23 protein-coding genes are annotated in these 26,412 nt (G+C 69.7%); 8 read left to right on the top strand and 15 right to left on the bottom strand.

Annotation, left to right across the window (positions count from 1 at the left end; translation table 11 throughout):
- Positions 1–8 precede the first annotated feature (8 nt).
- Both H7K45_RS09040 and H7K45_RS09035 read left to right on the top strand, forming a co-directional pair.
- A complete protein-coding gene (locus H7K45_RS09040) occupies positions 9–1,022 on the top strand; it encodes a ParB/RepB/Spo0J family partition protein (RefSeq protein ID WP_263995450.1) in 1,014 nt (337 codons plus the stop codon).
- Positions 1,023–1,241: 219 nt separating this feature from the next.
- Complete coding sequence (locus H7K45_RS09035; RefSeq protein ID WP_263995449.1) at positions 1,242–1,991, top strand: acetyltransferase; 750 nt, start codon at positions 1,242–1,244, stop codon at positions 1,989–1,991.
- Between the two features lie 7 nt (positions 1,992–1,998).
- On the opposite strand, the gene H7K45_RS09030 is transcribed toward H7K45_RS09035, so the two are convergent.
- The 4 genes from H7K45_RS09030 to H7K45_RS31235 all read right to left on the bottom strand — a co-directional run bounded on the left by H7K45_RS09030 (position 1,999) and on the right by H7K45_RS31235 (position 5,038).
- Positions 1,999–3,198, bottom strand: a complete 1,200-nt coding sequence (locus H7K45_RS09030) for an N-acetylmuramoyl-L-alanine amidase (protein ID WP_263995448.1) — start codon at positions 3,196–3,198, stop codon at positions 1,999–2,001.
- A gap of 96 nt (positions 3,199–3,294) precedes the next feature.
- Positions 3,295–3,630, bottom strand: coding sequence for a thioredoxin (gene trxA / locus H7K45_RS09025; protein WP_263995447.1), 336 nt, complete (start codon positions 3,628–3,630; stop codon positions 3,295–3,297).
- 43 nt (positions 3,631–3,673) lie between these two features.
- On the bottom strand, positions 3,674–4,624 hold the full coding sequence (gene trxB, locus H7K45_RS09020; RefSeq protein WP_263995446.1) for a thioredoxin-disulfide reductase: 951 nt from the start codon (positions 4,622–4,624) through the stop codon (positions 3,674–3,676).
- 120 nt (positions 4,625–4,744) lie between these two features.
- Positions 4,745–5,038, bottom strand: coding sequence for an RsmA family anti-sigma factor (locus tag H7K45_RS31235; protein WP_276069724.1), 294 nt, complete (start codon positions 5,036–5,038; stop codon positions 4,745–4,747).
- A 123-nt stretch (positions 5,039–5,161) separates the two neighbouring features.
- On the opposite strand from H7K45_RS31235, the gene H7K45_RS09010 reads away from it, so the two are divergent.
- Positions 5,162–5,473 carry a hypothetical protein gene (locus H7K45_RS09010; protein WP_263995445.1) on the top strand — a complete coding sequence of 104 codons (312 nt, stop codon included), beginning with the start codon at positions 5,162–5,164 and terminating at the stop codon, positions 5,471–5,473.
- Positions 5,474–5,476: 3 nt separating this feature from the next.
- Here the strand turns inward: H7K45_RS09010 and sigM are convergent, their stop codons facing one another.
- From sigM to H7K45_RS08990, 4 genes are all read right to left on the bottom strand, one after another.
- A complete protein-coding gene (sigM, locus tag H7K45_RS09005; RefSeq protein ID WP_263995444.1) occupies positions 5,477–6,052 on the bottom strand; it encodes an RNA polymerase sigma factor SigM in 576 nt (191 codons plus the stop codon).
- 65 nt (positions 6,053–6,117) lie between these two features.
- Positions 6,118–9,696, bottom strand: coding sequence for a murein biosynthesis integral membrane protein MurJ (murJ, locus tag H7K45_RS09000; RefSeq protein WP_263995443.1), 3,579 nt, complete (start codon positions 9,694–9,696; stop codon positions 6,118–6,120).
- Positions 9,693–12,083, bottom strand: coding sequence for a DUF6049 family protein (locus tag H7K45_RS08995; RefSeq protein ID WP_263995442.1), 2,391 nt, complete (start codon positions 12,081–12,083; stop codon positions 9,693–9,695). The genes murJ and H7K45_RS08995 overlap by 4 nt, the downstream gene beginning before the upstream one ends.
- A complete protein-coding gene (locus tag H7K45_RS08990; protein WP_263995441.1) occupies positions 12,080–12,862 on the bottom strand; it encodes an NUDIX hydrolase in 783 nt (260 codons plus the stop codon). The genes H7K45_RS08995 and H7K45_RS08990 overlap by 4 nt, the downstream gene beginning before the upstream one ends.
- Positions 12,863–12,970: 108 nt before the next feature.
- On the opposite strand from H7K45_RS08990, the gene H7K45_RS08985 reads away from it, so the two are divergent.
- Positions 12,971–14,410 carry a CCA tRNA nucleotidyltransferase gene (locus H7K45_RS08985; RefSeq protein WP_504928625.1) on the top strand — a complete coding sequence of 480 codons (1,440 nt, stop codon included), beginning with the start codon at positions 12,971–12,973 and terminating at the stop codon, positions 14,408–14,410.
- A gap of 18 nt (positions 14,411–14,428) precedes the next feature.
- Complete coding sequence (locus H7K45_RS08980) at positions 14,429–14,914, top strand: pullulanase (protein ID WP_263995439.1); 486 nt, start codon at positions 14,429–14,431, stop codon at positions 14,912–14,914.
- On the opposite strand, the gene H7K45_RS08975 is transcribed toward H7K45_RS08980, so the two are convergent.
- Positions 14,915–15,691, bottom strand: a complete 777-nt coding sequence (locus H7K45_RS08975) for a TIGR03084 family metal-binding protein (RefSeq protein ID WP_263995438.1) — start codon at positions 15,689–15,691, stop codon at positions 14,915–14,917.
- A gap of 9 nt (positions 15,692–15,700) precedes the next feature.
- Positions 15,701–16,987 (bottom strand): MFS transporter, encoded by a 1,287-nt coding sequence (locus H7K45_RS08970; protein WP_263995651.1) that lies wholly within the window; start codon positions 16,985–16,987, stop codon positions 15,701–15,703.
- Positions 16,988–17,121: 134 nt separating this feature from the next.
- Between H7K45_RS08970 and H7K45_RS08965 the strand changes: the two genes are divergently transcribed.
- Entirely contained in the window at positions 17,122–17,727 is a 606-nt protein-coding gene (locus tag H7K45_RS08965; protein ID WP_263995437.1) for a YqgE/AlgH family protein, read from the top strand.
- Positions 17,728–17,731: 4 nt separating this feature from the next.
- On the opposite strand, the gene H7K45_RS08960 is transcribed toward H7K45_RS08965, so the two are convergent.
- Both H7K45_RS08960 and H7K45_RS08955 read right to left on the bottom strand, forming a co-directional pair.
- On the bottom strand, positions 17,732–18,082 hold the full coding sequence (locus tag H7K45_RS08960; protein WP_263995436.1) for a hypothetical protein: 351 nt from the start codon (positions 18,080–18,082) through the stop codon (positions 17,732–17,734).
- A gap of 41 nt (positions 18,083–18,123) precedes the next feature.
- On the bottom strand, positions 18,124–19,020 hold the full coding sequence (locus H7K45_RS08955; protein ID WP_263995435.1) for an LpqN/LpqT family lipoprotein: 897 nt from the start codon (positions 19,018–19,020) through the stop codon (positions 18,124–18,126).
- Between the two features lie 211 nt (positions 19,021–19,231).
- Between H7K45_RS08955 and H7K45_RS08950 the strand changes: the two genes are divergently transcribed.
- Positions 19,232–22,087: a leucine--tRNA ligase gene (locus tag H7K45_RS08950; RefSeq protein ID WP_263995434.1), complete on the top strand. Its 2,856-nt coding sequence runs from the start codon at positions 19,232–19,234 to the stop codon at positions 22,085–22,087.
- Positions 22,088–22,098: 11 nt separating this feature from the next.
- Here the strand turns inward: H7K45_RS08950 and H7K45_RS08945 are convergent, their stop codons facing one another.
- Positions 22,099–23,799, bottom strand: a complete 1,701-nt coding sequence (locus tag H7K45_RS08945) for an amidase (protein ID WP_263995433.1) — start codon at positions 23,797–23,799, stop codon at positions 22,099–22,101.
- Positions 23,796–24,494, bottom strand: coding sequence for an SDR family oxidoreductase (locus H7K45_RS08940; RefSeq protein WP_263995432.1), 699 nt, complete (start codon positions 24,492–24,494; stop codon positions 23,796–23,798). The genes H7K45_RS08945 and H7K45_RS08940 overlap by 4 nt, the downstream gene beginning before the upstream one ends.
- A gap of 54 nt (positions 24,495–24,548) precedes the next feature.
- On the opposite strand from H7K45_RS08940, the gene ggh reads away from it, so the two are divergent.
- The gene (gene ggh / locus H7K45_RS08935) at positions 24,549–25,889 is read left to right on the top strand and encodes a glucosylglycerate hydrolase (RefSeq protein ID WP_263995431.1); all 1,341 of its coding nucleotides are present in this window, start codon (positions 24,549–24,551) and stop codon (positions 25,887–25,889) included.
- Here ggh and H7K45_RS08930 read toward each other — a convergent pair.
- Positions 25,886–26,347, bottom strand: a complete 462-nt coding sequence (locus H7K45_RS08930) for a MarR family winged helix-turn-helix transcriptional regulator (RefSeq protein ID WP_263995430.1) — start codon at positions 26,345–26,347, stop codon at positions 25,886–25,888. The two genes, ggh and H7K45_RS08930, sit on opposite strands and share 4 nt — an antisense overlap.
- Positions 26,348–26,412: the final 65 nt, after the last annotated feature.

Below are 26,412 nucleotides of genomic sequence, written 5' to 3'. Positions count from 1 at the left end.
AGAAGCGCATGACTCCGCCCCCCAAGCGAACCGGCCTCGGTCGCGGCCTCGCGTCCTTGATTCCGACCGGGCCGAGCGACGACAAGGGCAGCATGGGTCCCGCCATGGGTGCCGCCGCGGCGGACGTCATGTACGGCGGTGCCCCCACGGCGCCTACCGAACCGGCACAGCCCGTCCCTTCCGTGGACGACGCGAACGACATGGGCGCCGTTTACCGCGAGATCGATCCGGCAGCCATCGAGCCCAACCCCAAGCAGCCACGCCAGGTGTTCGACGGTGAGGCGCTGGCCGAACTGGTGCACTCGATCCGGGAGTTCGGCCTGATGCAGCCGATCGTGGTGCGGACCCTCGATGCGGGGGAGGGGAGCCCTCGCTATCAGTTGGTCATGGGGGAGCGGCGTTGGCGTGCCGCGCAGGAGGCCGGCCTCGCGGCGATCCCGGCGATCGTGCGCGAGACCGCCGACGACAGCATGCTCCGTGACGCGCTGCTGGAGAACATCCACCGCGCTCAGTTGAACCCCTTGGAAGAGGCGGCGGCCTATCAGCAGCTGCTCGAAGAGTTCGGCGTCACCCATGAGGAATTGGCCGTCCGGATCGGACGGTCACGACCGGTCATCACCAACATGATTCGGCTGATGCGACTGCCGGTGGCGGTGCAGCGGCGGGTGGCGGCGGGCGTGTTGTCCGCCGGACACGCCCGCGCCCTGCTGGCGTTGGAGAGCGGGCCGGAGAAGCAGGAGGAACTGGCCGCGCGCATCGTCGCCGAGGGCTTGTCGGTCCGCGCGACCGAGGAAGCGGTCACCCTGGCCAACCGTGACGGTGCTCCGGACGCACCTCCACCGCAGCGGCGCAAGCCCATTCAGATGCCGGGGCTGCAGGACGTCGCCGAGCGGCTGTCGTCGGCCTTCGACACCCGGGTGTCGGTCAGCCTTGGCAAACGCAAGGGCAAGATCGTGGTCGAGTTCGGGTCGGTCGACGATTTGCAGCGCATAGTCGACCTCATGAACGCGGCGAAGCCGTGACCTACCACAACGGGTAATTACGTCACTGTGACAAAGCGATGGATCCCAACGGGACTCGTCGTCGCCCGAAGGAGCAAAGTCCTTGCGCAGCAATATCTTTCGCCCTGACACCCTCGGAAGCGTGCCGCCGAGGCGGCGCATGGGGCCAGACTCGCCCCGGCCTTCTATCCTGGAGGGGCAGTCACGTCCGGCTGGCCGATCTGAAACGCGGGGTGTCTAGTGTCAGCACGAATCACGCCGCTGCGGCTCGAGGCCTTCGAGCAATTGCCCAAGCACGCGCGGCGATGTGTGTTCTGGGAAGTGGACCCGACGACGCTGCCCGGTGAGGATCATCTCGCCGACCCCGAATTCGAGAAGGAAGCGTGGCTCTCCATGGTCATGCTGGAGTGGGGTTCGTGCGGACAAATGGCCGTAGCCTGCGCGCCCGACCAAGCCGACTTCTCCGCCCCGGCGTCCAGCGGGGACGAGCCGTGTCTTGGCTTCGCGTTCTACGCGCCGCCGCGTGCCGTCCCGCGCGCCGCACTGTTTCCGACCGGGCCCGTCAGCGCCGACGCCGTCCTGCTGACGACGGTCGGTGTCGAATCCGGCGACGACGGGGAGGGGCTCACTCGCGCACTGATGGCCGCCGTCGTCGGGGACCTGGTGCGCCGAGGCGTCCGCGCACTGGAGTCGTTCGGCCGCACGTCCGCGGCGGCCGAACTCACCGAACCACACCTGATCGCGCCGAACCTACGCTCGGCCGTCCAATCTTTCGGCGACTGCTCCGCCGAGCAGTGCGTCATCGACGCGGACTTCCTCGCCGACGTCGGCTTCGAGGTGGTGGCGCCGCATGCGTACTTCCCACGGATGCGTCTGGAGCTCGAGCAGGGACTCGGCTGGAAGGCCGACGTGGAGGCCGCGCTGGAGCGACTGCTGGTGAGCGCGCAGCTTCAGCAGCCGGTGGGAGCCGGCGCGAGCCCGTGCAGCTGACGCCGCGTCAGGCTTGAGCGGCGCGACCGGCGGCTTGTTCGACCGACCGTTCGTGCGCCAGCAGCTCGGCGAAGGTGAACGTGCCCGTGGGACGGTCGTTCTTGCCGAGCAGGTAGAGCCGCTTCACGGCGGCGAGGATGCCCTCCGACAGCGAGTCCCTGGCCTGAGCCGACACGAGCAGGTCGCGGTCATGCGGGTTGGTGATGTACCCGACGTCGATTTGCACCGTGGGCATCCGCGTCAGACGCAGGAGATCCCACGTGCGCCCGTGGACGCGGCAATCGCGTAAACCGGTGCGGGCCACCAGCTCTCGCTGCACGAAGTCGGCCAGGTTGCGCCCGATGGTCGACACCGAGCCGTGCGAGTTGCCGAAGTGGAACGAGGCCACGCCGTTGGCGGGGGAGTCGGGCAGCGAGGCGCACCGCAGGCTGATCATGAGATCCGCACCGACCGTGTTGGCCGTCGCGGCACGCTCGGCGTCCGACGGGCTACGACCCACCGGACGCGACAGGAACGTCTCCATGCCGATCGCGGCCATCCGGCCTTCGAGCCGACTTGCCAAGTCCCACAAGATGTCTGCCTCGCTGATCGGACCGTCCGGACCGTTCATGATGGGCCCGTGGTCGTCGCCACCGCGGCCCGGGTCGATGATGATGCGCTTGCCAGACAACCGCGGGCCGGAGCGACGAACCAGCTCCTCCTCGCGAATCGCGTGCAACGAACCGCCGGTGACGCGAGAACCCAGGAAGTACAGGGAGCGCAACGTCTCTGGGCCGCAGATGCCGTCGGGGTACAGACCGTACTCCCGCTGATAGGACATCAGACCGTTGTGCGTTTGCAGACCGAAGTGCCCGTCGACCAGGTCGGTGTAGAAGCCGAGGTCCTGCAACCTGGCCTGCAGGGTTGCGACGTCGTCGCCGTACATCGGGGCGCCGAACTGATGAGCCAGGGTCCTGGCGCCGAGACGGTAGGACGCTTCCTTCAGCGCGCGATATGTCGCCTCACCCACCACGCCGTCGACCAAGAGACCCCGGTGTTGCTGGAAGGCGCGCACCGAGCGGTCGAGGTCCTCGTCGAAGACGTCGAAGGCTACGTGTTTGCCGGTGACCAGGTCGTCATCCGGCTCGTCGATGAGGCCCAACGCCGCCAGCGCCGACCGAATTTCGACCACCGAGGCTCCTCGATCGCCGCGGCGCAGACTAGACATGACCAGAATTGTCGCAGACTGAGTCGCTAATGAAGAAACCTCCAGGCCAGCCGCGAGCCGGGTGCGGGCATCTCGGACGGGGCAGCGGGGCCCCGGTCAGACCTCGTCGGACAGCTCGCGAAGCAACGCGGCCTTTCCCTTGCTGCCCACGATGCGCTTCACCGGCTGACCGTCCTTGAACAGGATCAACGTCGGAATCGACACGACCTGGAAGTCGCGCGCGGTGCCGGGGTTGGCGTCCACGTCCAGCTTGGCGACGGTCAGGGCGCCTGCCTTCTCAGTGGCGATTTCCTCGAGCACCGGGGCGATCATCTTGCACGGGCCGCACCAGGACGCCCAGAAGTCCACCAGGACGGGTGTGCTGCTGGTGAGGACGTCGTCGGAGAACGAATCGTCGGTCACGGCTACGGTGGCGCTGGTCTTCTCGCTCATGGGGTGCTCCTGTCTCGGGGGTGTGGACTGACGGGGTGCTGCATCACCAGTTGTCGGCGATTTGGTGGCCGGTGAGCCACCGTTCGACGTCGATCGCCGCCGCACAACCGCTGCCGGCGGCGGTGATGGCCTGGCGGTAGGTGTGGTCCACCAGGTCACCGCAGGCGAACACGCCGTCGACCGAGGTGCTCGTGGAGCGACCCTCGACCTTGACGTAACCCTCGTCGTCCAGATCGACCTTGCCGCTGACCAGGCCCGACCGCGGGTCGTGACCGACCGCGACGAAGACGCCGGTCACGGCGAGCTTGGACTCCTCGCCGGTCACGGTGTCGACCAAACGCAGCCCGGTGACCTTGGGCTCGCCCTCGACCTCGGTGACCGCGGTGTTGGTCAGGAAGGTGATCTTCGGGTTGTCCTTGGCGCGGTCGAGCATGATCTTCGACGCCCGGAACTCCTCGCGGCGGTGGATGAGCGTCACGTGGCGGGCGAACTTGGTGAGGAAGATCGCCTCCTCCATCGCGGAGTCTCCGCCGCCGACGACGGCGATGTCCTGGTCGCGGAAGAAGAAGCCGTCACACGTCGCACAGGTGCTCACACCGGTGCCGATGCGTTCCATCTCGCCGGGCACGCCCAGCTGACGGGCAGCGGCGCCCATCGCCAGGATGACCGCTTTCGCCTGGAAGGTCTCGTCTCCGACGGTCACGGTCTTGACGGGACCGTCCAGGTCCACCCCGTCGACGTCCTCCATGCGGAGGTCGGCGCCGAACCGCAGCGCCTGCTCGCGCATCTCCTCCATCAGGGCGGGACCGGTGATGCCTTCGCGGAAGCCGGGGTAGTTCTCCACCTCGGTCGTGGTCATCAGGGCTCCGCCGAACTGCACCCCTTCGAAGACCAACGGATGCAGCTGGGCACGGGCGGCGTACACCGCCGCCGTGTAACCGGCAGGGCCCGAGCCGATGATGATCAGGTCATGAACGGTGTTCGAGGAAGTCATGTCCGCCTTTCTGCGTACGCCTATAACACCAGCGTAGGCCCGCATGTTCCAGTCCTGACCCTGGGACGCGTGATCAGACCGCCACGGCCGCGTCGACCTGCGCGGTGGGCGGCTTCGCGGTCAGCGGCCAGCCCGTCGCCACGGGGGGCGTCGGCGCCTCGGCGGGGGAGCCGCACGCAGCGCCTCGACGATCGCCGAGGTCACGTGGTCGGGCACCTCGGCCGCCGACGTCGGGTCCTCGCCAAGGGCCGCGACCTCGCGCCGGACGCGATCGAGACCGGCCAACACGGTTCCCACCTCGGGATCGGTGCGGGCTCGCCGCCGCAACCGGGCTGCCGTGGAATCGTCGAGCAGCCCGGCACTCAGGTCGGCGAGTTGGTCGACCGTGACGCCGTCGTCGGCTTCGCCGTGCACCTAGTCAGTCTCGCACCACGTGCGACGCCGCTGGCTGGGAATGACCTTTCGCTAAGCTGTGGTCGAGAGGATGCTGGAGGTGCGGCCAGGAATCTGGTGGCACGACGGCATGAACGAGGCGACATGGTCAATCTCCGCCGGTTAGCGGCAACCGGGGTCTTCGGGCTGCTGGCCGCCTCGGGAGCGGCCGTCGTCGACGTGGTCACCACGCCGGCGTCGGACCTGCTGGCCTGCGACATGAACATCGTGCCGTACGACCCGTATCACCAGACCTGCGGCATTCCGAACGAGGTTCCCACCGCGCCCGGGCAGGCGCCGGGCGCCGGGGCGATCATCGCCTGCCGCGGCATCCCAGGGTGCTTGTCTCAGGCCGTGAACGGTCCGCAGTTCGTGGCGGTGCCGCAACCCGACACGCGAGTTCGTCAGTCGCGGTAGACGTCACGGGCGAACGGTCGGTGCGGGGTCGTCGAAGTACTCCAGACTCTTGGCCAACTTCGCCCTTGCGCGCGAACAACGACTCTTGACGGTGCCCTCGGGCACACCCAGCAGGCGGGCGGTCTCCGCGACCGAATACCCCTGCATGTCCACGGCCACGATGACGGCGCGCTGCTCGAGCGGCAGCCGCAGCAGGGCCCGCTCGACGACGAGCGCCGTGTCGACGCGCGACGTCGGGTCCCCGTAGTGGCAGACGTCGTCCTCGAGCGGGCTGACCGGATGAATCTTGTTGCGACGCAAACGGTCCAGGCACGCATTGACGACGATTCGATACAGCCAGCTGCTCACCGAGGCGTCGTGACGGAATGACGGTGCCTTGCGATGGGCCTTCAGCATGGCGTCCTGCAGCGCGTCCTTGGCGTCTTCGGGATCGCGGCTGGTGACCAACGCCAGCCGGTGGAGCTGACGGCGGTGCCGGTGGAAGAGTTCCTCGAAGGCATACGGGTCGCCGCCGACGTGCGCCACGAGCAACTCCGCATCGGTGCGCCCGCCGCTGGTGATCCCCCCGAAACTCCCCACAAGCGAACACTAATCAACGCCGGGCACCCGTCCCCGCACTTCTTTTGGGACGTGCGCGGCGACCGTCAGGACGCGGGCTTGATGGTGATGTCCGACAGCGCGGCCTCGCTCTTGCCGTTCACGGTGCCCAGCGTCGTGATCCACACCAACACATTCGACACCGGCTGCGGATTGCTGATCGTGATGGTGTTGGACCCCGTCTTCATGGGCGTCGGCGGGGTCAGCTCGGTGGTCTCCTCGAGCGAGGACGGCGTGGCGGACTGCGCCGCCCGGATCTGAATCGACGTGCCGGTGCTGTTGAGGTTCAGCGTCACCGAGCCGACGGCGGTGGGCTGCGGCAACTGCAGGATCAACCCGACGCCGCTCTTGAAGTTGGGAAACGGTACCGGGTCGCTGTAGGTGTCGGTCTGCCACGCCGTGGTGGGATTGCCGTCGATCGCGTTGCCGGCGTCGGCGGGGTTGTCTGCCTCCCCGCCGGGTGAGAACACCGTCGCCCGAACGGGTTTCACCGTGCTCGCGCTGGGCGCGCCGGTGGTGCTGCTCGACGGCGCGTTGAGTCCCAGCTCGTCCTTGTCCAGCGGACCGCCGACGTCGCTGAACACTCCGCGCAACACGGTTGCCAGCACGATGAGCGCCACCACGAGGATGGAACCCGCCACCGCGACGCCGATCAACACGCCGCGCTTGCGGCGGGCCTTGGCCTCCGGATCGTCGACGGCGTCGTCGCGGTACCGCGCGCGGTTGGCGGCGGGCTCGTCGACCGGCGCGATCAGCTCCGTGCGGTCGGCGACGGCGGTGGCCTGCTGCAGGAGGTTCAGCAGCGTCGGGGCGGACCGGATGCCGCCGTGCTCCTGCACGGCGCGCACGGCGGCCGCCGAGATCTGGAAGGGGATGTTGCGGTCCACGGTGGTCGGCTCGACCGGTTCGCCGGCGGCGTCGAGATCGGCGGGTTCCATGCCGCCGCGCTGACCGGGGTCGGGAAGCGGCCACCGGTTGATGAGCAGCGCGTACAGCGCGGCGCCGATGCCCCGGATGTCGTCCTCGGGTGTCGCCGAGGGCATCGTGGCGGGGAAGGCCAGGGCGACGTCGCCGTCGATGCTGACCCGGACGCGACCGGGATGGTCGATCGACAGGGCCACCCCGGCGCGGTGTGCGGCCTCCGCCGCGGCGGCGAGGGACTGAACGGCGCGAGCGCCGCCGATCGCCGACGGAGCCGTCTCGGCGACTTCGGCCAGCGAACCGCCACGGATCCACTCCGAGACGACGAGCCCGCCGGACCCCGTGCGGGTGACGTCGAGCACGCGGGCGATCCCGGGCACGTTGATCGCACCCAGTTTCATCGTCCGAGAAAGGATTTCGGACAGCTCGTCATCGGGCAGCACGGCGTCGGGGTCGACGAAGGTCAACGCGACCTGACGGTCGAGGACAGTGTCCATCGCGTGCCAGAACTGCAGATGCGTCGGACCGCCGTGGAACACCAGCAGTCGGTAACGCCCTCCGGCGATGGTGGCACCGGGGATCAGGTGCACGTCGTCGTCCGCGGTCGCGGCTTCGATCGCGGGCTCGTTGGGCATGCCGGCGCTGACCGGCTCGCGGGTCGGGTCACCGCCGTAGTCGGCGGGCGGGCGGCCCGAGGGGGGCAGATGCGACTCCGACGGGACGTCGGGCTGGAAGTCGTCGGCACTCTGCCTGGGGATGCGGGTGGTCGCGCCTGCGTCGGGCGTCGAACTGCCCGCCGGGTCGTCGCTCACCGTGAATCCCCTCCCAATGACTGCTCCGGCACGTCCTGCCGGAGGTTCGCCAGTCCGCCCCGCCGGTGGGCCATATTGACGCGGCCGCAACGAAGGTGAACTGCTCTGATTAGCGTACGGGAGGGGTGTACCCGGACGCGGTGGGACGGGAACCCCCGCGGGAACCGTCGCCCGACCGCGGCCCAACCGTCGCCGGATCGCGCCCGCCGCAGCCTGGGCGTCGGGCACCTTGGCGGCCAGCAACACCGCGGCGACGATCGGCAGCATGATCACGCCGAGGATCAGCAAGCGCAGGAACGAGCCGCCGCCGCCGACGTTCTCGGTCAGCGGTTGCAGGCCCAGAAGCCGGTCGACCAAGTGCCCGGCCAGCCCCGCGAGCAGTGACCCGGCGAGGGTGACCAGGACCGTGCGCACCACGTCGAGTTGGATGAGCCTGCCCCCCGGCGGCTTGAGGTTGGCCCGGAGCATGACGTGTCCGACGACGGCACCGGCGAGGAACCCGAGTCCGTTCGCAAATCCGAGGTAGCCGGCGACGAGCTCGGGGTCGTCGGTCAGATGCGGCGCTGCCAGCGAGGCGATGACCTTGACCGCCGTGATCACGACGATCAGGACGATCGGGGTCCAGGGCTGCTCCCTGGCGTAGAAGACGCGCGTCTGCAGCAGCACCATCGCGTACGGCAGCAGGGTGAACGCCGACAGCGCGATCGCGTTGCCCATGCTGCCGGCGTCCGCGTCGCTGAACTTGCCGTACGCAAACAGCGCGCTGCCGATCGCCGGCCCGGCCACCGTCATGAAGGCGACCACCGGGATGAGCGTCAGCATGGTCAGCCGCGTCGCGAAGGAGATGTCGGCGAGCACGGCGGGCAGGTCGTCGGCGGCGGCGTTGCGTGACAGGCGGGGCATGACGACCGTCAGCACCGTCACGCCGATCATGCCGAACGGCAGCTGCAGGACCAGCCAGGCGTAGTTGTAGACGGCGGGCCCGGAAGCCGCTGCGCTGCTGGCGATCTGGTTGCCGACGACCAGTCCGGCCTGGCTGATCAGCACGTAGAGCACCATCGCGGCGGCCATGCCGCCGAACTTCTTGAGCCGGTCGTCGAGGCCCCACAGCGGGCGCAGGCTGACCCGTTCCCGCCGAATGGCGACGAACAGCACCGCGGTCTGCGCGACCACGCCGAGGGTGGTGCCGATGCCCAGCACGAGCAGCTTGGACGTGCTGAGCGCGACCGGGTCCACCGTCAGTTCGCCGGGAACCACCACGAACACGCCGAGCGTCGCGATTGCCACCACGTTGTTGAGCACGGGTGCCCAGGCCGGCGGCCCGAAGACGTTGCGGGTGTTCAGGATTGCCATGAACACCGAGGACAGACCGTAGAAGATGATCTGCGGCAGGAGCAGATAGGCCAGTGCGGTGGTCAGCGGTCGGTCGACCTTGGGGTCGCCGCCGAGCATCAGACGGACCAGCAGCGGCGCGGCGATCACCGACACGATGGTCGCGACCAACAACAGGGTGGTCGCCAGCGTCAGGAGACGCCGCACGAACGCGGTGCCACCGTCGGCGTCGTCGCGTTCGGCGCGAGCCAGCACCGGCACGAAGATCGCGGTGAACGTCGCCTCCAGCACCAGTGCGGCGATCAGGTTGGGCAGCTGGTTGGACACCGAGAAGGCGCTCAGCACCGCCGCTCCCAGCAGGATGGCCAGCAGCTGGATTCGGATGAAGCCGGTGATGCGGCTGATCAACGTGGCAAGGGCCATGCCCCAGGACCGGGAGACGACGGCGGCGTCGGTCAGTTCGGGCCGACCGGCACGGCGCCGCGGGGCCGGTCCCTGCGGGATGCGACGGGGGGCTTGCGGTGGGCGTGGTGCCGGGGTCGGGGGTCGGGTTGGGGTCACGTCTTGCGCCCGTCATGTAGATGCTCTTCGCGCGAGCGCTCATCGTGCCCATGCGCGAGCGCCACGTCCAGCGGATCGGGCCTGCCCTCCCCGTCGCGGCGCGTGGGCCGGTCGAGGTCGGCCCGGTCGGGCTGGCCGCGGAAACGGTGCCAGAGCCTGCGGCCGGCCAGCAGGACGAGGATCGCCCCCGCCGACAGCGTGATGAAGAACAGCACCTTGCCGTAGGCGTTGGAGTGCACCGACAGCCGCACCGGTTCACCAAGCGGCAGCCCGTCGGCCGTGCGCAGGGAGACGTCGACGGCGACACGCTGGGTGAAGTGCACCTCGATGGGGACGCGCAGAGGCAGGAAGCCCGGCGGCAGTTCGATCTCACCCATGTCGTCGACCGTCATCCCCGGCGGCGCGTCGACGGCGAGCCGCACCTTGATGGGCACCGGCAGGTCGTTGCGCAACGCCAGCGGCAACGGGCTGCGTTCGGTGGCGAGGGTGTACGAACCGCCGGGGTTGACGATGGTCACCGCGCGCAGCAGGTCGCCGACGGTGTCGTCGACCACGCGGACGCGTTGGGCGGCGAGGCCGTTGCGCGAATCCGGCGGCACCGATTGGCTCAGCGCGCGCAGCAGGTCCTCGCGCAGCGGGGCGGTGTACTGCGTACCGGTCAGTCCGGTCCGGGGGTCGACGGTCAGCGCGGCGGTCAGCCCGCCGAGCCGCAGGGTGGTGCCGGCGATGCCGTCGGTGACGCTGCCGTCGATGTGGGCGCGCGGGTTGCCGAGGGTGTCCGGTGGCAGCGGCGCGGCGTCCGACGGTGGGATCACGTTGGTCTCCGCGACGACGGTGGCCAACGGTCTAGGCACGGCCAACCCGGACCGGATCGACGACGCCAGAGTGGAGAGGATCGACTGCGCTTCCTCCGGCGGCAGGTTCCACGCCAGCGGGGGGACGAGGATCTCGGTGCGGGGCTCGGTCTGCGGGCGAAGCGCCCGCCACAGCACCGCGGCGATCGCGTCCTCACGACGGGCGATCGGGGAATCGTGCGACAGCGGCACGCCGAGCGACGGATCCAGGTACGACGGCGTCACCGGCATCGTGCCTGCGCCGGCCAGCGCCGCCCCGACGGCGGGGTCGAAGGGCGCCGCGACCACGTTGGCGTCGTACCGGCGCGGGGTCACGTCGCCGGCCGCGATGGCGACCGTCGGACCCTGCGCCGACAGCATCCGGATCGCCCCACCGGTCATCGGACCGTCGCCGAAGATGGTCGCCCCGCGGGTGGAGACGACGCCGAGGATCTGGTCGACGATGTCGGCGGCGCCCTTGACGGCGACGGTGGCCAGTTCGGGGTTGCCCACGCGCGCGAGCGCCGCGAGATCGGCTTGCGCGTACACCGTCGGCGTCACACACGACCGCTGAGCCAGCGCCCTCAGCTTGGCCAGCCACGCCACCGCCGCCTGCTGACCGGTGCCGGGGTGGGTCGGCGAGTTGACGCCACCGACCGGATCGTCGTTGACGACGTAGCCCAGTGTCATGGCGTTGACGGTGACCAGCAGGTCGGGATCGACGGCCAGGCACAACGCGCTGCGCGTCTGCCCGCCCGGGTCGACGGGCGCGCTGGTGGCGAAGTCGGCCGCCGACAGCAGCGTGTCAAGGCGGCCGCCCGCGGCCAAGGACGTCGCCAGTTCGTCGTCGACCAACCGGACCGGGGTGCTGCCGCCCGGCACGCCGGCGGCCAGTCGGGGTCGGTCGGCCAGCGGCCACAGCATCGTCACGCGCACGGGCTTGGAGGTGTCCGGCGGAACCACTGCCGCCGGGGACTCGTCGGTTTGCGAGGGGTCGGCGGGTACGCCGAGCACCGGAAGCAGGAACCGGGCGTCGTCGAGGCGGGCCGGGGCGCCGTAGTCCGGCGTTCCGTTGACGTTGACGAGGGCCGGATAGATCCCCGGCTGGTCGATGCTCAGCGACGGGAGCTCCGCGGAGCGAACGGGGTAGGACAGCGTGAAGGGCACGTGCTGGCCCTGCGCGAGTTCCGGTGCCACGGTGATGAAGTCGGCCACCGCCTGGTACTGGTCGACGCCGCCGGTCAGATCGGTGCGCAGGCCGTCTGACGTGGTGACCGCCGCGGCGTGCTCGAGGCGCACGTTGATGTCGCGCACCGGACGATCCCCGACGTTGGTCACCGTGCCGGTCACGGTGACGACGGGATCGCTGGTCGTGGTGACCGCATCCGGGGTGATGGTGTCGATGTGCAGCTGGAGGAAGGGGCGATCTCCGGGCTCGCCTGCAGCGGCGCGTGGCACCACGGCGGGTACGACGATCAACGCCATGAAGGCGAACACAGCCAGAAGACGTACCAGCGGGCGCGACCCGGCGATCCACGCCGCGGCGCGCGTCATGGTCCTTGGCCGCAGCCGTTCGCCCGCCGGCCGGGTTGCGGGGAGTCCTCGGGCCGACGGTTGCGGGTGTGGGAGTGCGTCTGCGGGCGGCGCCGCGGCGAACTGGGAGGCAGGGGTGGAAGCGACCCGGGGCCGTCGGCCTGCAGCTTGGCGATCAGCTCTCCGGCGACCTGCGCGAGCTTGCGCTCGTCGGCATAGGCCAGTCGCGCCGGCAGATCCGTCAGGGGCACCCAGGCAACTTCGGTGACCTCGACGTCCTCGTCGGAGAGCTCGCCGTCGAGGAATCTCATGAGGTAATGGTGCACGGTCTTGTGGACGCGCCTGCCCTCGGTCACGAACCAGTAGTCGATGCTGCCGAGTGCGGCTAGCACGCTGCCTTGGATTCCGGTCTCCTCGGCGACCTCCCGAATGGCGGTCTGTTCTGCGGTCTCGCCCTGTTCGATGTGCCCCTTGGGCAGCGACCACAGCATCCGCCCGCGCCTGTCGACGCGCCCGATGAGGGCCGCCACCTGACCGTCGGGAGGACCGTCGATGCCGTCGATGACGAGCCCGCCCGCCGAGGTCTCGTGCACGGTGCGCAGGCGCTCGGGGGCGCGTCGGCCCGATCGGTTCTGCGCGACCTTCGAGGTGGCGTCGGCCTGATGGCCGGGAGAGGGACCTGGCAGCGGCACCGACGGGTTGGCCGGATCGGCCGAGGCGGCCTCCGACGGGCCTGCAGAGCGTCGCCCGCGGCGCCGCCCTCGACGCCGTCGTGGTTTGGCTCGTTCGCCCTCCGACACCCAAGCGATAGTAGCTGCCACTTGGTATTCGTCCCCTACCACTCGCCGTCGACGTCGGCTTGTCGCCGGGTCGTTATGCACCCGTCACGACCGCTAGGCTCACCGAACGTGCCGAACGATCCCTCCACGACCGCCGAACTGTTGACCGCGGCCAAGGCGCTGCAACGGCACACCCCGGTGCTCCGGGAGCTTGGCCAGTTGTTCGCTGAGGCCGGCCACGAGCTCTACCTCGTCGGCGGCAGCGTGCGCGATGCGCTCCTGCAGCGGCCTCTGACCGACCTGGACTTCACCACCGACGCCCGGCCCGACCGCGTTCAGGAGGTGGTGCGGCGCTGGGCCGACGGCCTGTGGGACACCGGCATCGAGTTCGGCACCGTCGGCGTCGGCAAGGGGTCGGAACGCCTGGAGATCACGACGTTCCGCGCCGACGCCTACGACCGGGTCACGAGGAACCCGGAGGTCCGATTCGGTGACTCCCTCGCCGACGACCTGGTGCGCCGCGACTTCACCGTCAACGCGATGGCGGTCCGCATCACCGCGGACGGGCTCGGCGAATTCCACGACCCGCTAGGCGGTTTGGCCGCGATCCGCGAGCGGATGCTCGACACCCCGTCCACCCCGGAGGTGTCCTTCGGCGACGACCCGTTGCGGATGCTGCGGGCCGCACGCTTCGTCTCCCAGTTGGGGTTCGACGTGGCACCGCGGGTGCGCGACGCGATGACGCGGATGGCCGGCGAGCTGGGCCGCATCACCGTCGAACGGGTCGCCGCGGAGCTGGACAAGACGATGCTGGGCGACGACCCGGTGGCCGGAGTCGACCTGATCGTGCAGACCGGCCTCGGCGAGGTGGTGCTGCCCGAGGTGGGTGGCATGCGGATGGCCATCGACGAGCATCACCAGCACAAGGACGTCTACCAACATTCGCTGACGGTGCTGCAGCAGGCGATTGATCTCGAAGGAGCCGGCGGGCCCGATCTGGTGTTGCGGTGGGCGGCGCTGCTGCACGACATCGGCAAGCCCGCCACCCGCAAGCACGAGAGCGACGGCGGCGTCAGCTTCCACCACCACGAGGTCGTTGGCGCAAAGATGACCCGCAAGCGCATGCGGGCGCTGAAGTACTCCAAGCAGATGGTCGACGACGTGTCGCAGCTGGTGTACCTGCACCTGCGGTTTCACGGCTACGGCGACGGCAAGTGGACCGACTCCGCCGTCCGTCGTTACGTCACCGACGCCGGACCGCTGCTCGAAAGGCTGCACAAGCTGGTTCGGGCCGACTGCACCACCCGCAACAAGCGTCGGGCCGCGCGGCTGCGGGCCAGCTACGACGATCTCGAACACCGCATCGCGGAGCTGGCGGCGAAGGAAGATCTGCAGCGCGTCCGGCCGGACCTGGACGGCAACGAGATCATGCGGATCCTCGACATCCCGGCGGGACCGCAGGTCGGCAAGGCGTGGCAGTACCTCAAGGAGCTCCGGTTGGACCGCGGGCCGCTGGAGCACGACGAGGCGGTCGAGGAACTGCAGAAGTGGTGGAACGCCCAGCAGTAGACCAACGTCAAACCGTTCATGGACTACTGCCTGGGGGACGGTGACGGGTCGGCCACGATGTGGTCGGCCGAGCTGGACGTCGACGCCGACGGCGACGGAATCTTCGACGCGATCGGCCTGGACTTCGACGGCGACGGACGTCTGGACGATGCCCTCACCGACTCCGACGGGGACGGCACCGCCGACCACCTGTTGCTCGACGTGGACGACGACGGCCACCCCGAGGCCTCCTTCACCGACGACGGAACCGGTACATGGGCGGCCGGGGCGCAGATCCGTTGGCTGGGCCTCGACGGCGTGGAGGTCACGGGCGGCCCGCTGGTGGACTTCGACGGCGACGGGCAGGTCGACGACCGCGTGGTGGACTCCGATCGCGACGGGCTGGCCGACCGGGTGCTGGTCGGCGACGAGGCCTACGTCGACGTGGACGCCGACGGGCGGTGGGATCTCAAGCTGACCGATTCCGACGGTGACGGCGCGGCCGACGCGGCCAGCGAGCTGTAGTCAGCTCCGCCCGGGTCCCGGCGGCCCGGCGAACGCCTGCGCAATCGTGAGCCACGTGGCGGCGTCCTCCCCGGTCGCGACGACGTCGAGGTCCGCACGCGGCCGGCGCTGGGTCACCAACAAGCAGAAATCCTCGGCCGACCCGGTGACGCGCTGGCGGGCGTCCTCCGGTCCCCACGACCACGTCGACCCGTCGGGCGCGGCCAGCTCGACGCGGAACGGCTCGGCGGGAACCGGAAGCTGGTGCACGGCGAACGCGAAGTCGCGGGTGCGCACCCCGATGTGGGCGATCGACCGCAGGCGAGACGTCGGGGTTCGGGTCACGCTGAGCGCGTCGGCGACGTCGAGCCCGTGGGCCCAGGTCTCCATCAACCGGGCCGTCGCCATGGACGGCGCGCTCATCGGCGGACCGAACCAGGGCAGCTTTCGTCCGTCGGCGACGCGGCGGAGCTCGTCGTGCAGGCGGGCTCTGGTGTCGCGCCAGCCGGCGAGCAATTCGGCGGGTGCCGTCCTCGCCAGTTCCTCGGCGCCCTCGTCGACGAAGCCGGTCGGATTGGTGGCCGCCTCGGCGAGGACGTCGGCGAAGGCCGCGTCGTCCGTGACGGCGATCACGGACACCCGGTCCGTCCACCACAGGTGAGCGATCTGGTGGGCGATGGTCCATCCCGGTGCCGGAGTGTCGCGGCGCCAGCCCTCGTCGTCGAGACCGGCGACGAGGTCGTCGAGCTCCTCGCTCTCGGCCCGCAGGTCTGCCACCACGCCCTCGGCCCCAGCCATGGCGTCAGCCTAGCCCGCGGTGGGAGTGGCGTTCCTGCGGATCGTGGCGTGCGCGGCCAGCCCCAGGAGGTAGAGCACCGCGCCGGCGACCACCAGGGCGGGGGAGTGTCCGTCGTCCGGGATGACGGCCGCCGACAACGTAATCGACGCGACGAAGGCCACCCAGAACAGCGCGTCCTGAACGGTGAAGACGTGACCGCGCAGAGCGTCGTCGACGTCGAGTTGCATCGCCGAGTCCGCGCACAGTTTGACGATCTGACCGGAAGCGCCCAGCAGGAAGCCGCACGCCATCATCACGGGGAGGTCCAACCCCACGGCCGCGAGCTGGATCGCGGCAGCGGCCAGCAGGCAGAGGTTGACGGTCCGGTACCGGCTCCAGCGGCGCACCACGACGGGTGTGAGGAAGTTGGCCAGGAACGACCCCATTCCGGTGGTGGCCGCGAACAGCACGGCGACGCCGAAGCCGGCGACGTTGGCCGAACCGGTATGCCGCACGGTCACCAGCACCAGCAGCGTGTTGATGCCGAACACCATGCGGTGGGCGACGACGCCGGACAGCGTGCCTGCCACGCTCGGCACGGTGAAGGCCGTCCGCAGGCCGTAGCCCCACCCGGTGGCCACGGCGTAGGCCACCGAGCCGTGAACCGCGCGGGCCGAGTCGTCGGGGCCGAGTACGTGGGGCGCGAATCGGATCGACAGCAGCCACGCCACGGCGACGGGCACCGAGGCCATGAACAGCGCGCCCGACGAGCCGCCGTCGCCAACGCCGAACAGCCACCGCGGCACCAGCATGAAGATGGCGCCGAAGAACAACGTGGCAGCGCTGACGGCAGTGGCCACCGAGTTCATCGTCAGCACCTGTTCGCGGGGCACCACGTGCGGCAACGCGGCGGACAGGCCGGAGGTGACGAACCGGGTGAACCCGTTGACCACCAGGGCACCGAGCAGGATCCACGGCGCCGCGGCGTGAAACGCCAGGAGGAACGCGACCGCGACGATGAACACCACCCGCGCGAGGTTCGCGCCGATGAGTACGCGGCGGCGGTCCCACCGGTCCAGCAGGGCACCGGCGAACGGGCCGAGAAGCGAATAGGGCAGGAACAACGCCGCGAACGATCCGGCGATCTGCCACGGGTTGGCCGCGCGCTCGGGGTCGAAGAGGAGCGCCCCCACCAGACCGCCCTGGAACAACCCGTCGCCGAACGAGCTGACGGCCCGCAGTTCCAGCAGCCGGCGGAACTCGGGGAGCTTCCGCACCGCTCGCCACGGGGCGAAGCGGTCGTGGGGCGTGGTCAATGGCCGTCCGATGTCGATGGGATGTTCGATGCGCCCGGTGGCGACCGAAACCACCCTACAAAGTTTCGCGAAAAGGCCCGGCACGGCCGCGCCCGATCGCCACCGTCGGCGCACGCTGGTGACATGATGGACCGGTGGCGCAGTCAGAGGACCCGGAGGATCACTTCGCTGCTGCGACGCACCGGGTCCGGGCAGGCACCCTGCTGATCGCCAACACCGACCTGATGGAGCCGACGTTCCGACGCAGCGTCATCTACGTCGTCGAGCACAACGACGGCGGAACCCTCGGCGTGGTGCTCAACCGGCCCAGTGAGACCGCCGTGTTCAACGTGCTGCCGCAGTGGACCAAGCTGGCCGCCAAGCCGAAGACGATGTTCGTCGGCGGGCCGGTCAAGCGAGACGCCGCACTTTGTCTGGCCACGCTGCGCGCCGGTGTGCAGCCCGGTGACGTCTCGGGGCTACGCCACGTGCAGGGTCGCATCGTCATGGTCGACCTCGACGCCGATCCCGATTCGATCGCCGAGGCCGTGGAGGCCGTGCGGATCTATGCCGGATACTCCGGTTGGACCATTGGCCAGTTGGAGGGCGAGATCGAACGCGACGACTGGATCGTGTTGTCGGCGTTGCCGTCCGACGTCCTGGTCGAGCCCAGGGTCGACCTGTGGTCGCGCGTCCTGCGGCGTCAGCCGATGCCGCTGTCGCTGCTGGCGACCCACCCGATCGACGTCAGCCGCAACTGAGCGGTCAACTGCACGACAGCGTGCACGCCGCGCAGGAACCCGCACAGCTCGATTCGCTCTTCTGCATGGCCTCGCGCCTGGCGACCGCCTTGGCGCTCTGGTAGCAGCCGGCGGCCACGGTGCCGACCGCCCCGACGACGCACGCCACCAACGCCAGCACCCCGGCGTGGGGAGGGGCCGCAAGGGCGACGACGCCACCGGCGGCCAGCATGACCGCCGCGGCGAACTGAGTCGGCACGACGGCGCGCAGGACTTGGGCGACCTGGTCGACGGCATGGGGGCGGGTCGCCGACCACAGGCCCATGGCCGCGGTCGCCACGGCGGCGCACAGGCACAGCACGGCGGCGATCAGCATGGGCCCCACAATACGAGGCCGAGCCCCCGAAGTCGTAACCGCTAGCGCGGCAGCCCCAGCGGTTGCGCCGCTGCGGGGATCACCGCAGGCGCCACTGGGGCGACGGGAGCTGCGGCAACGGCGGCCGGTGCAGCCGGCGCCGGCGGCGGCGCGTCCGGCGAGCCGACCCGATAACCGTTGACGATCGCGTCGGTCGCCGATCCGGCCGCGACCGAGACCGACGCGCTGGTGGTCACCGCCAGCGACACCAAATACCGGTCGTGACCCGAGGTCGCGATGACGTGACGACGCGAGGTGTTCAACGTCAGGTTGTTCTGCCGGTACGTGCCCTCGATCCGCGCCGACGGCATGCCACCGAAATCGGCGAGCGAGCCGTCGGTCGCTCGGAAGGCCGGCAGCTGCTGGGTGTCGATCAGGCCGTGGCTGATCGCCTCGCGGGGATCGAAGTCACCGACGAGCTTGTACACCTGCACGGCGGCGTTGGAGGTGTAGAGCCCGTCACCGCCGACACGGTCGGCGATCACGGCGAAGGCGTCCGGGACGTTGGGGTCGGGCACCTGCGCCCAGCCCGTCGGCATCGGCAGCACGATGGTCAGCGCCTTGAAGTCGGCGGCCTTCTGCGGCTCCATCGCGACGTTCTTGGACGCGAAGAAGTCCGCGAGGGTGCCGGAGGTGGCCGGCACGATGGCAGGCACCGCGGGGGTGACGGGCGCCACCGGGGCGGCCGCGACCGGGGAGGCGATCAGCTGGTTGGGCCCGGCGGCGGGTGCGGCGGCTTGGACGGTCACGGTCTGCGTGACGGTCGCAGGCGCCGGTACCGCTGGCAGGGGAAGGGTGGGCTCGGCCGAGGCGGTGGGACCGGCGAGGCCCAGAACGCACGCCGTGCCGGCGGCGAAGCCACCGACCAGAAGTCCCCAACGACGGGCATTTTCGAACATCTAACGTCGGTCCTTCCGGGTCGCACGAGCTCCATGGGTCCGGTGAGCCCCGGCCAGGCGCCGACTGTATCCACGCTTCTGCGTCGGGAACCAGGCCCGGCGCGGACCTGCAACCATGCGAAGACCCCTCTGCAACGGAACCGATACCTAACCGGTCGCGCGCCCGACCGGTGATTGGGGCTCCGAGCACGGCGTTGACTACCCTGTTCACGTGAATGAAGGGGAAGGCGGCTTGGACGCCTCGAGCACCCCGCAGCATCGCTACGACGCGACGCTCGCCGGGGACATCGAACGCACGTGGCAGGAGACGTGGGCCCGGCTGGGTACGTTCCACGTGCCCAACCCGGTGGGATCGCTCGCGCCCGCCGACGGGTCGCCCGTCCCCGCCGACAAGATGTTCGTCCAGGACATGTTCCCGTACCCCTCTGGCGAGGGCCTGCACGTCGGGCACCCGCTGGGCTACATCGCCACGGACGTGTACGCCAGGTACTTCCGGATGACCGGTCGCAACGTGTTGCACGCCTTGGGTTTCGATGCGTTCGGGTTGCCGGCCGAGCAGTATGCGGTGCAGACGGGTACCCACCCGCGGACGCGCACCGAGGCCAACATCGTCAACTTCCGCCGCCAGCTCGGCCGCCTGGGCCTCGGCCACGACGCGCGGCGCAGTTTCTCCACCACCGACACCGAGTTCTACAAGTGGACGCAGTGGATCTTCCTACAGATCTTCAACAGCTGGTTCGACCCCGAGGCCAACCGGGCACGGCCGATCAACGAACTGATCGAAGAATTCGAGTCCGGCACGCGCACCCCCGTTGAGGGCGACTGGGCGACGATGTCGGCGGGCGAACGCGCAGACGTGGTCGACGGATACCGGCTTGTCTACCGCGCCGACTCGGTGGTCAACTGGTGCCCGGGTCTGGGCACCGTGCTGGCCAACGAGGAGGTCACCTCCGACGGCCGCAGTGACCGTGGCAACTTTCCGGTATTCCGAAAGCGACTGCGGCAGTGGATGATGCGCATCACCGCGTACTCCGACCGACTGCTCGACGACCTCGACGACCTGGATTGGCCGGACAAGGTCAAGGCCATGCAGCGCAACTGGATCGGCCGGTCCACCGGCGCCGAAGTGCGCTTCGGGACCGACGCCGGCGACATCGAGGTGTTCACCACCCGGCCGGACACGTTGTTCGGCGCCACCTACATGGTGCTGGCACCCGAGCACCCGTTGGTCGACGCGTTGGTCCCGGCCGGGGATGACGGGTTGGCGTGGCCCGACGGCACCGACGAGCGGTGGACCTTCGGTGCGGCGACGCCCGCGGAGGCCGTGGCCGCCTATCGCGCGACCGTGGCCGCCAAGTCCGACCTGGAGCGCCAGGAGAACAAGTCCAAGACCGGCGTCTTCACCGGCGCCTATGCCACCAATCCGGTTGATGGCCAACGGGTTCCAATCTTCATCGCCGACTACGTGCTCGCCGGCTACGGCACCGGCGCGATCATGGCGGTGCCCGGTCACGATCAGCGCGACTGGGAGTTCGCGACGGCGTTCGGATTGCCGATCAAGCAGGTCATCTCTGGTGGGGACGTCAGCGAGGCTGCCTACAACGGCGACGGCATGCTGGTGAACTCGGACTACCTCGACGGGCTGAGCGTCGCCTCGGCCAAGGAGGCGGTGCTGGCCCGGCTGGAGGCCGACGGCCGTGGCCGCGCCCGCACCGAGTACAAACTGCGCGACTGGCTCTTCGCACGCCAACGGTACTGGGGCGAGCCGTTTCCCATCGTCTACGACGCCGACGGCCGCGCGCACGGGCTACCGGAGTCGGCGCTGCCGGTCGAACTGCCCGACATCCCGAACTACGCGCCGGTGCAGTTCGACCCCGACGACGCCGACAGCGAACCGTCGCCACCGCTTGGCAAGGCGACCGAATGGGTGCACGTCGAGCTCGATCTCGGCGACGGATTGCAGCCCTACACCCGCGACACCAACGTGATGCCGCAGTGGGCAGGCAGTTCGTGGTACGAGCTGCGCTACGCCGACCCGCACAACTCGGAAACGTTCTGCGCCAAGGAGAACGAGGCCTACTGGATGGGACCGCGGCCTGCCGAGCACGGCCCGTCGGACCCCGGTGGCGTGGACCTCTACGTCGGCGGCGTCGAGCACGCCGTGTTGCACCTGCTGTACTCGCGGTTCTGGCACAAGGTTCTCTTCGACCTGGGTCACGTCAGCTCCCGAGAGCCCTACCGGCGGTTGGTCAACCAGGGCTACATCCAGGCCTACGCCTACACCGACTCGCGCGGGTCCTACGTGCCCGCGGCCGAGGTGGTGGAGCGCGACGGCAAGTTCTGGTATCAGGACGGCGAGGTCAACCGCGAGTTCGGCAAGATCGGCAAGAGCCTGAAGAATTCCGTCTCGCCGGACGAGATTTGCGAGGAGTACGGCGCGGACACCCTGCGCGTGTACGAGATGTCGATGGGCCCGCTCGAAGCGTCTCGACCGTGGGCCACCAAGGACGTCGTCGGTGCCTACCGGTTCCTGCAGCGGGTATGGCGGGTGGTGGTCGACGAGACCACCGGCGCCGAACGGGTGGTCGACCACGAGAAGCTGGGCGAGCCGACGCTGCGGCTGCTGAACAAGACCATCGCCGGGGTCGCCGAAGACTATGCGGCCCTTCGCAACAACACCGCGGCGGCCAAGCTGATCGAGTACACCAACCATCTCACCAAGGAGGATGTCACCGCGCGCGCCGCGGTCGAGCCACTGGTGCTGATGGTGGCGCCGTTGGCGCCGCATCTGGCCGAGGAGTTGTGGCGCCGGCTCGGTCACGAGACCTCCCTGGCCCACGGTCCCTTCCCGCAGGCCGATCCGGCCTACCTGGTCGAGGACACCGTCGAATACCCCGTCCAGGTCAACGGGAAGGTCCGCGGGCGCATCACCGTGGCCGCCGACGCTGCGGCCGATGCCGTGGAGACCGCCGCCCTGTCCGACGAGAAGGTGGTCGCGTTCCTCGCCGGTGCCACCCCGAAGAAGGTCATCGTGGTGGCAGGCAAGATGGTGAACGTCGTCGTCTGAGCACGCCGAAATCACCGCGACAGCGGGGGAGTGCGCGGTGGCGAGGTGCGCCGCCGACCGGTGGCCTCGGTGGCCGCGGCGTAGCGCAGCAGTGCGACGTCGTCGTAGGCCCGGCCGGCGAAGGTGAGGCCCACCGGCATGCCGATGTCGGCCATCGTGCCCATCGGCACGGTCACCGTCGGAATGCCGAGATGGCGAATCGCCAAGTTGCCGTTGGCGACCCACACACCATTGCGCCAGCCGAGGTCGGCCGAGGTCGGGTTGACGTCCATGTCCGCAGGCCCCACGTCGGCGACGGCGGGAAAGATCACCGCGTCCAATGCGAGGCCGTCCATCCACTCCTCGAGGTCGACGCGACGGGTGCGTTCCAAGGCGTGCACCCCCTCGGGGATGGTCGGGATGCCCAGGAACGAGTCGATCGGGTTGTCGCGGATGAAGTCGGGATACTCCGCAATGTCGTCGTCGAACCCGTCGTAGCGGTCGGGCAGCGCGCCCGGCGGGGCGGGAAAGATCTGGCTGCCGTCGACGTCGGCGAGCCGATTGAGCGCGGGATCGCCGTTGGCGGCCAGGAAGTCGTCCCACGCCCACGCGCAGAGGTCGACGATCTCGCGCCGGAGGTACTCCGGGCTGACGAGACCACGGGTGCCGATGGTGGGGGCGCCGGCGCGGTCACCCTCGTAGTTGGTGACCACCGGGAAGTCCACCTCGACGACCTCGGCTCCGGCGGCCAGCAGGTCCCGGCGCACGGCGTCGAACAGGTCGAGCACCGACGGGCGGGTCTCGATGCGCCGGCCCGTGGGTCCGCCGATGCCCGTGGCGCCGACGCCGGCGTCGGGGTCGGCGTCGACGTACATCCGTGGCACACCGAATCGCTTGCCCACCAACGCCTCCGGGCCGGTCGCGAGCGCGGGGTACGACGGTGGGCGCACCTCGTCGACGCGGGGCAGCGTCACCCACGGCTGCAGGCGCCAGAAGTCGCCGCGCGCGTCGGGGTCCTCGGCGACGAGGACGTCGAGCACTTCGAGTAGATCGGCCGTCGACCGGGTGTGGGGAACCACCACGTCCATGGTTGGCACCAGAGGCCAGCCACCGCGGGTCGAGATCACCCCGCGCGACGGCGTGTACGCGCACAGCGCGTTGTTCGACGCAGGCCCGCGGCCCGAGGACCAGGTTTCCTCGCCGATGCCGAAGGCGCACAACGACGCCGCGGTCGCAGTGCCGGACCCGTTGGACGAGCCCGAGGCGAACGGTGCGGTGAGATACTCGGCGCTGTAAGGACTTTCGGCTCGGCCGTACACGCCGCGCTGCATGCCACCGTTGGCCATCGGGGGCATGTTGGTCAGCCCGATGAGCACGGCGCCTGCGGCCCGGAGTCGTTCGACGACGAAGGAGTCACGCTGGGCCACCAGCTCCGCGAAGGCCGGGCTGCCTGCCGCCACGGTCAGACCGCGCGCCTGGTAGCTGTCCTTGACCGTGTAGGGGATGCCGTCGAGCGGACCCTGGGTGCGACCGTCGCGGCGTCGCGCGTCGGATTCCGCCGCTTCGGCCCGGGCCGCCGGGTTGCGCACGACCACGGCGTTGAGCTCGTCGTCGTAGGCCGCCAGCCGAGCCAGGTAGGCGTCGAGGATTTCGACCGCCGTCACCCGGCCGTCGTCCAGTGCGGCACGCAGGTCGGCGATGGAGGCCTCGTGGACCTCGAACGGTGCGCTCATCGGGGGCGGATCACGATCTCGTGGACGTGCGCGTCGGCCGGTGCGGCGACCGCCTGCGCGATGACCCCCGCGACCGTGGCGGGGGTCAGGAACTGTTCGGCGACGTAGTCGCGCTCCTCGTACGCGACGAGGTCGCGTTGCATCTCGGTGTCGATCCGACCTGGGTGCACGGAGGTCACGCGTAGGTCCGGTTCGTCGGCGCGCAACGAGTCGGCGAACGACCGCAGCGCGAACTTGCTCGCCGAGTACGACGCCAGCCCGGGTGAGGCCTTGATCCCCGCGCCGGAGTTCACGAACACCACGTGCCCGCGTGCCCGGCGAAGGGCGGGCAGCAGGGCGAGCGTCAACGCGACGGCACCCGTGACGTTGACCTCGAAGGTCGCGCGCCACTGCTCGGCGGTGGACTCGTTCACTCGCCCGGGGTAGGCGACGCCGGCGTTGTGGATCAGCACGTCGAGGTCGGTCAGCACTTCGGCGGCCGATTCGATGGAGTCTGGGTCGGCGAGGTCCAGCGGCCAGGTCGGGGCGCCGAGCCGGGCGGCGAGGGCGTCCAGGCGGTCGGACGGGCGGCCCGCCAGCAGCAGCGTATGGGTGGGCGCCAGCGCCTCGGCGATGGCGACGCCGAGGCCGCCCGCCGCGCCCGTGATCAGGGCAGACCGGGTCTTCTCGACGGGTGGGTTCTCCTGAGTGGACACGGCGGCAACCCTACCGATCTGCGCTCTGGACGTCGGCATCGCATGATTGACCCGATGCCACCGGACTCGAACTTCGCGCCCACCCAGCTCGCCGCCCGCGCCGCCTATCTGTTGCGGGGCAACGACCTGGGTGTGATGACCACTGCCGCGCCCCTGCTGTACCCGCACATGTGGAGCTGGGACGCGGCCTTCGTGTCGATCGGCCTGGCCCCGTTGAGCGTCGAGCGCGCCGTCGTCGAGCTGGACACCCTGCTCTCGGCGCAGTGGAAGAACGGCATGATCCCGCACATCGTGTTCGCCAACGGCGTCGACGGCTACTTTCCCGGTCCGGCGCGGTGGGCGACCTCGACGCTCGCGGCCGACGCCCCACTGGGCCGGCTGACCTCCGGCATCACGCAGCCTCCGGTGCACGCGATCGCGGTCCAGCGCATCCTGGACAACGCGCGCACCCGGGGCCGTTCGACGCGTGCGGTCGCCGAGGCGTTCCTGGACCGCCGGTGGAGTGACCTGGTGCGGTGGCACCGGTGGCTCGCCGAGGCCCGTGACCCCGACGCCAGGGGACGGGTGACGCTGTACCACGGGTGGGAGTCCGGCATGGACAACTCGCCGCGGTGGGATGCGGCCTACGCCAACGTGACTCCCGGTCCGATGCCGCCGTACCAGCGTGAGGACAACGCCATCGTCACCGACGCGTCGCAGCGGCCGTCGGACCTGGAGTACGACCGCTACATCTGGCTGGTCGAGCAGATGAAGTCGGTCAACTACGACGACCTGCTGCTGCCCACCGTGATGAGCTTCGCGGTGGAGGACGTCTTCGTCTCGGCCATCCTGTCGGTGGCGTGTACGGTCCTCGCCGAGATCGGTGAGGACTACAAGCGGCCGCATTCCGACGTACGTGACCTGTACGCCTGGGCCGAACGGTTCCGCCGTGGCGTCGTCGATTCGGTCGACGAACGTACCAGTGCGGCAAGGGATTACGATCTCCGGTCGCAGAAGTGGATCGCCACCGAGACGGTGGCGCAGTTCTCGCCGCTCCTGTGCGGCGGCCTGTCCCACGACCGGGAACGTGCGCTGCTCAAGCGCTTCGAGGGGCCCAGGTTCTGCGGGCACCCCGACCTGAAGTACGCCCTGATTCCGTCGACGTCGCCGGTGTCGCGCGACTTCCGGGCGCGTGAGTACTGGCGCGGCCCGGTCTGGCCGGTGCTGACGTGGTTGTTCTCCTGGTGCTTCGCGCGTCGCGGCTGGGCCGAGCGTTCGTCGAACTTGCGCCGGGAGGGGTTGCGGCAGGCCAGCGACGGCACGTTCGCCGAGTACTACGAGCCGTTCACCGGGGAACCACTGGGCAGCATGCAACAGTCGTGGACCGCCGCAGCCGTGCTGGACTGGCTCGGCTAGTCGCCCTGCTCGGCCAAACGAGCAAGGGGGGCAAGCGCTTTGGCCAGCGTCTCGCGTTCCTCGACGCTGAGCTTCGTCAACATGCCGGCGATCTGAGCCCGTCGCGTGGCCAGCGCCTCGCGGTGCTGGACCAGACCGCGCGGGGTGACGTCTACCAGGACCGCCCGCAGGTCGGAGGGGTCACGGGAGCGCTTGACCAACCCCAGCTTCTCCAGCCGGCGGATCGCCACGGTGGTCGTCGGCGTACGCACGCGTTCGTGCGCCGCGAGCTCGGTCATGCGGATGGGCCCGAGGTCGAGCAGCGTCAGCAGGATCGACAGCTGCGCCAGGGTGAGATCGGCGCCGCCCTCGGGCATGTTCCGATTGGAGTCGCCACGACGCAGGACGGAGAAGAGCTTGGAGAGCACCTGCTGCAGCTCTCCGGCCAGCTCAGTGACCTGCGGTTCGGTCTCTACCATGATTCGCTAGTCTAACCTGTCGTCTCCGCTGGCAGCTCGACATGCCGTGATTGATCCTCACCAGC

This window comes from Mycobacterium yunnanensis, from assembly GCF_025823185.1.
In the GTDB taxonomy this organism is placed as follows: Bacteria; Actinomycetota; Actinomycetes; order Mycobacteriales; family Mycobacteriaceae; genus Mycobacterium; species Mycobacterium yunnanensis.
Note: the sequence above shows the minus strand (reverse complement) of the source record. Positions and strands in the feature narration are given on the sequence as shown.

Excerpts from the sequence above, each read along its gene's own strand:
- H7K45_RS08960 (WP_263995436.1), bottom strand. The coding sequence starts at position 18,082 with ATGCTGATCGCCGCCGTGCTGTGCCTGTGCGCCGCCGTGGCGACCGCG.
- H7K45_RS08945 (WP_263995433.1), bottom strand. The coding sequence starts at position 23,799 with ATGAGCGCACCGTTCGAGGTCCACGAGGCCTCCATCGCCGACCTGCGT.
- H7K45_RS08975 (WP_263995438.1), bottom strand. The coding sequence starts at position 15,691 with ATGGCTGGGGCCGAGGGCGTGGTGGCAGACCTGCGGGCCGAGAGCGAG.
- H7K45_RS09040 (WP_263995450.1), top strand. The coding sequence starts at position 9 with ATGACTCCGCCCCCCAAGCGAACCGGCCTCGGTCGCGGCCTCGCGTCC.
- trxB (WP_263995446.1), bottom strand. The coding sequence starts at position 4,624 with ATGACTTCCTCGAACACCGTTCATGACCTGATCATCATCGGCTCGGGC.
- H7K45_RS08980 (WP_263995439.1), top strand. The coding sequence starts at position 14,429 with ATGGACTACTGCCTGGGGGACGGTGACGGGTCGGCCACGATGTGGTCG.
- H7K45_RS08955 (WP_263995435.1), bottom strand. The coding sequence starts at position 19,020 with ATGTTCGAAAATGCCCGTCGTTGGGGACTTCTGGTCGGTGGCTTCGCC.
- ggh (WP_263995431.1), top strand. The coding sequence starts at position 24,549 with ATGCCACCGGACTCGAACTTCGCGCCCACCCAGCTCGCCGCCCGCGCC.
- H7K45_RS09010 (WP_263995445.1), top strand. The coding sequence starts at position 5,162 with ATGGTCAATCTCCGCCGGTTAGCGGCAACCGGGGTCTTCGGGCTGCTG.
- H7K45_RS08995 (WP_263995442.1), bottom strand. The coding sequence starts at position 12,083 with ATGACGCGCGCCGCGGCGTGGATCGCCGGGTCGCGCCCGCTGGTACGT.
- H7K45_RS09030 (WP_263995448.1), bottom strand. The coding sequence starts at position 3,198 with ATGTCTAGTCTGCGCCGCGGCGATCGAGGAGCCTCGGTGGTCGAAATT.
- H7K45_RS08930 (WP_263995430.1), bottom strand. The coding sequence starts at position 26,347 with ATGGTAGAGACCGAACCGCAGGTCACTGAGCTGGCCGGAGAGCTGCAG.
- trxA (WP_263995447.1), bottom strand. The coding sequence starts at position 3,630 with ATGAGCGAGAAGACCAGCGCCACCGTAGCCGTGACCGACGATTCGTTC.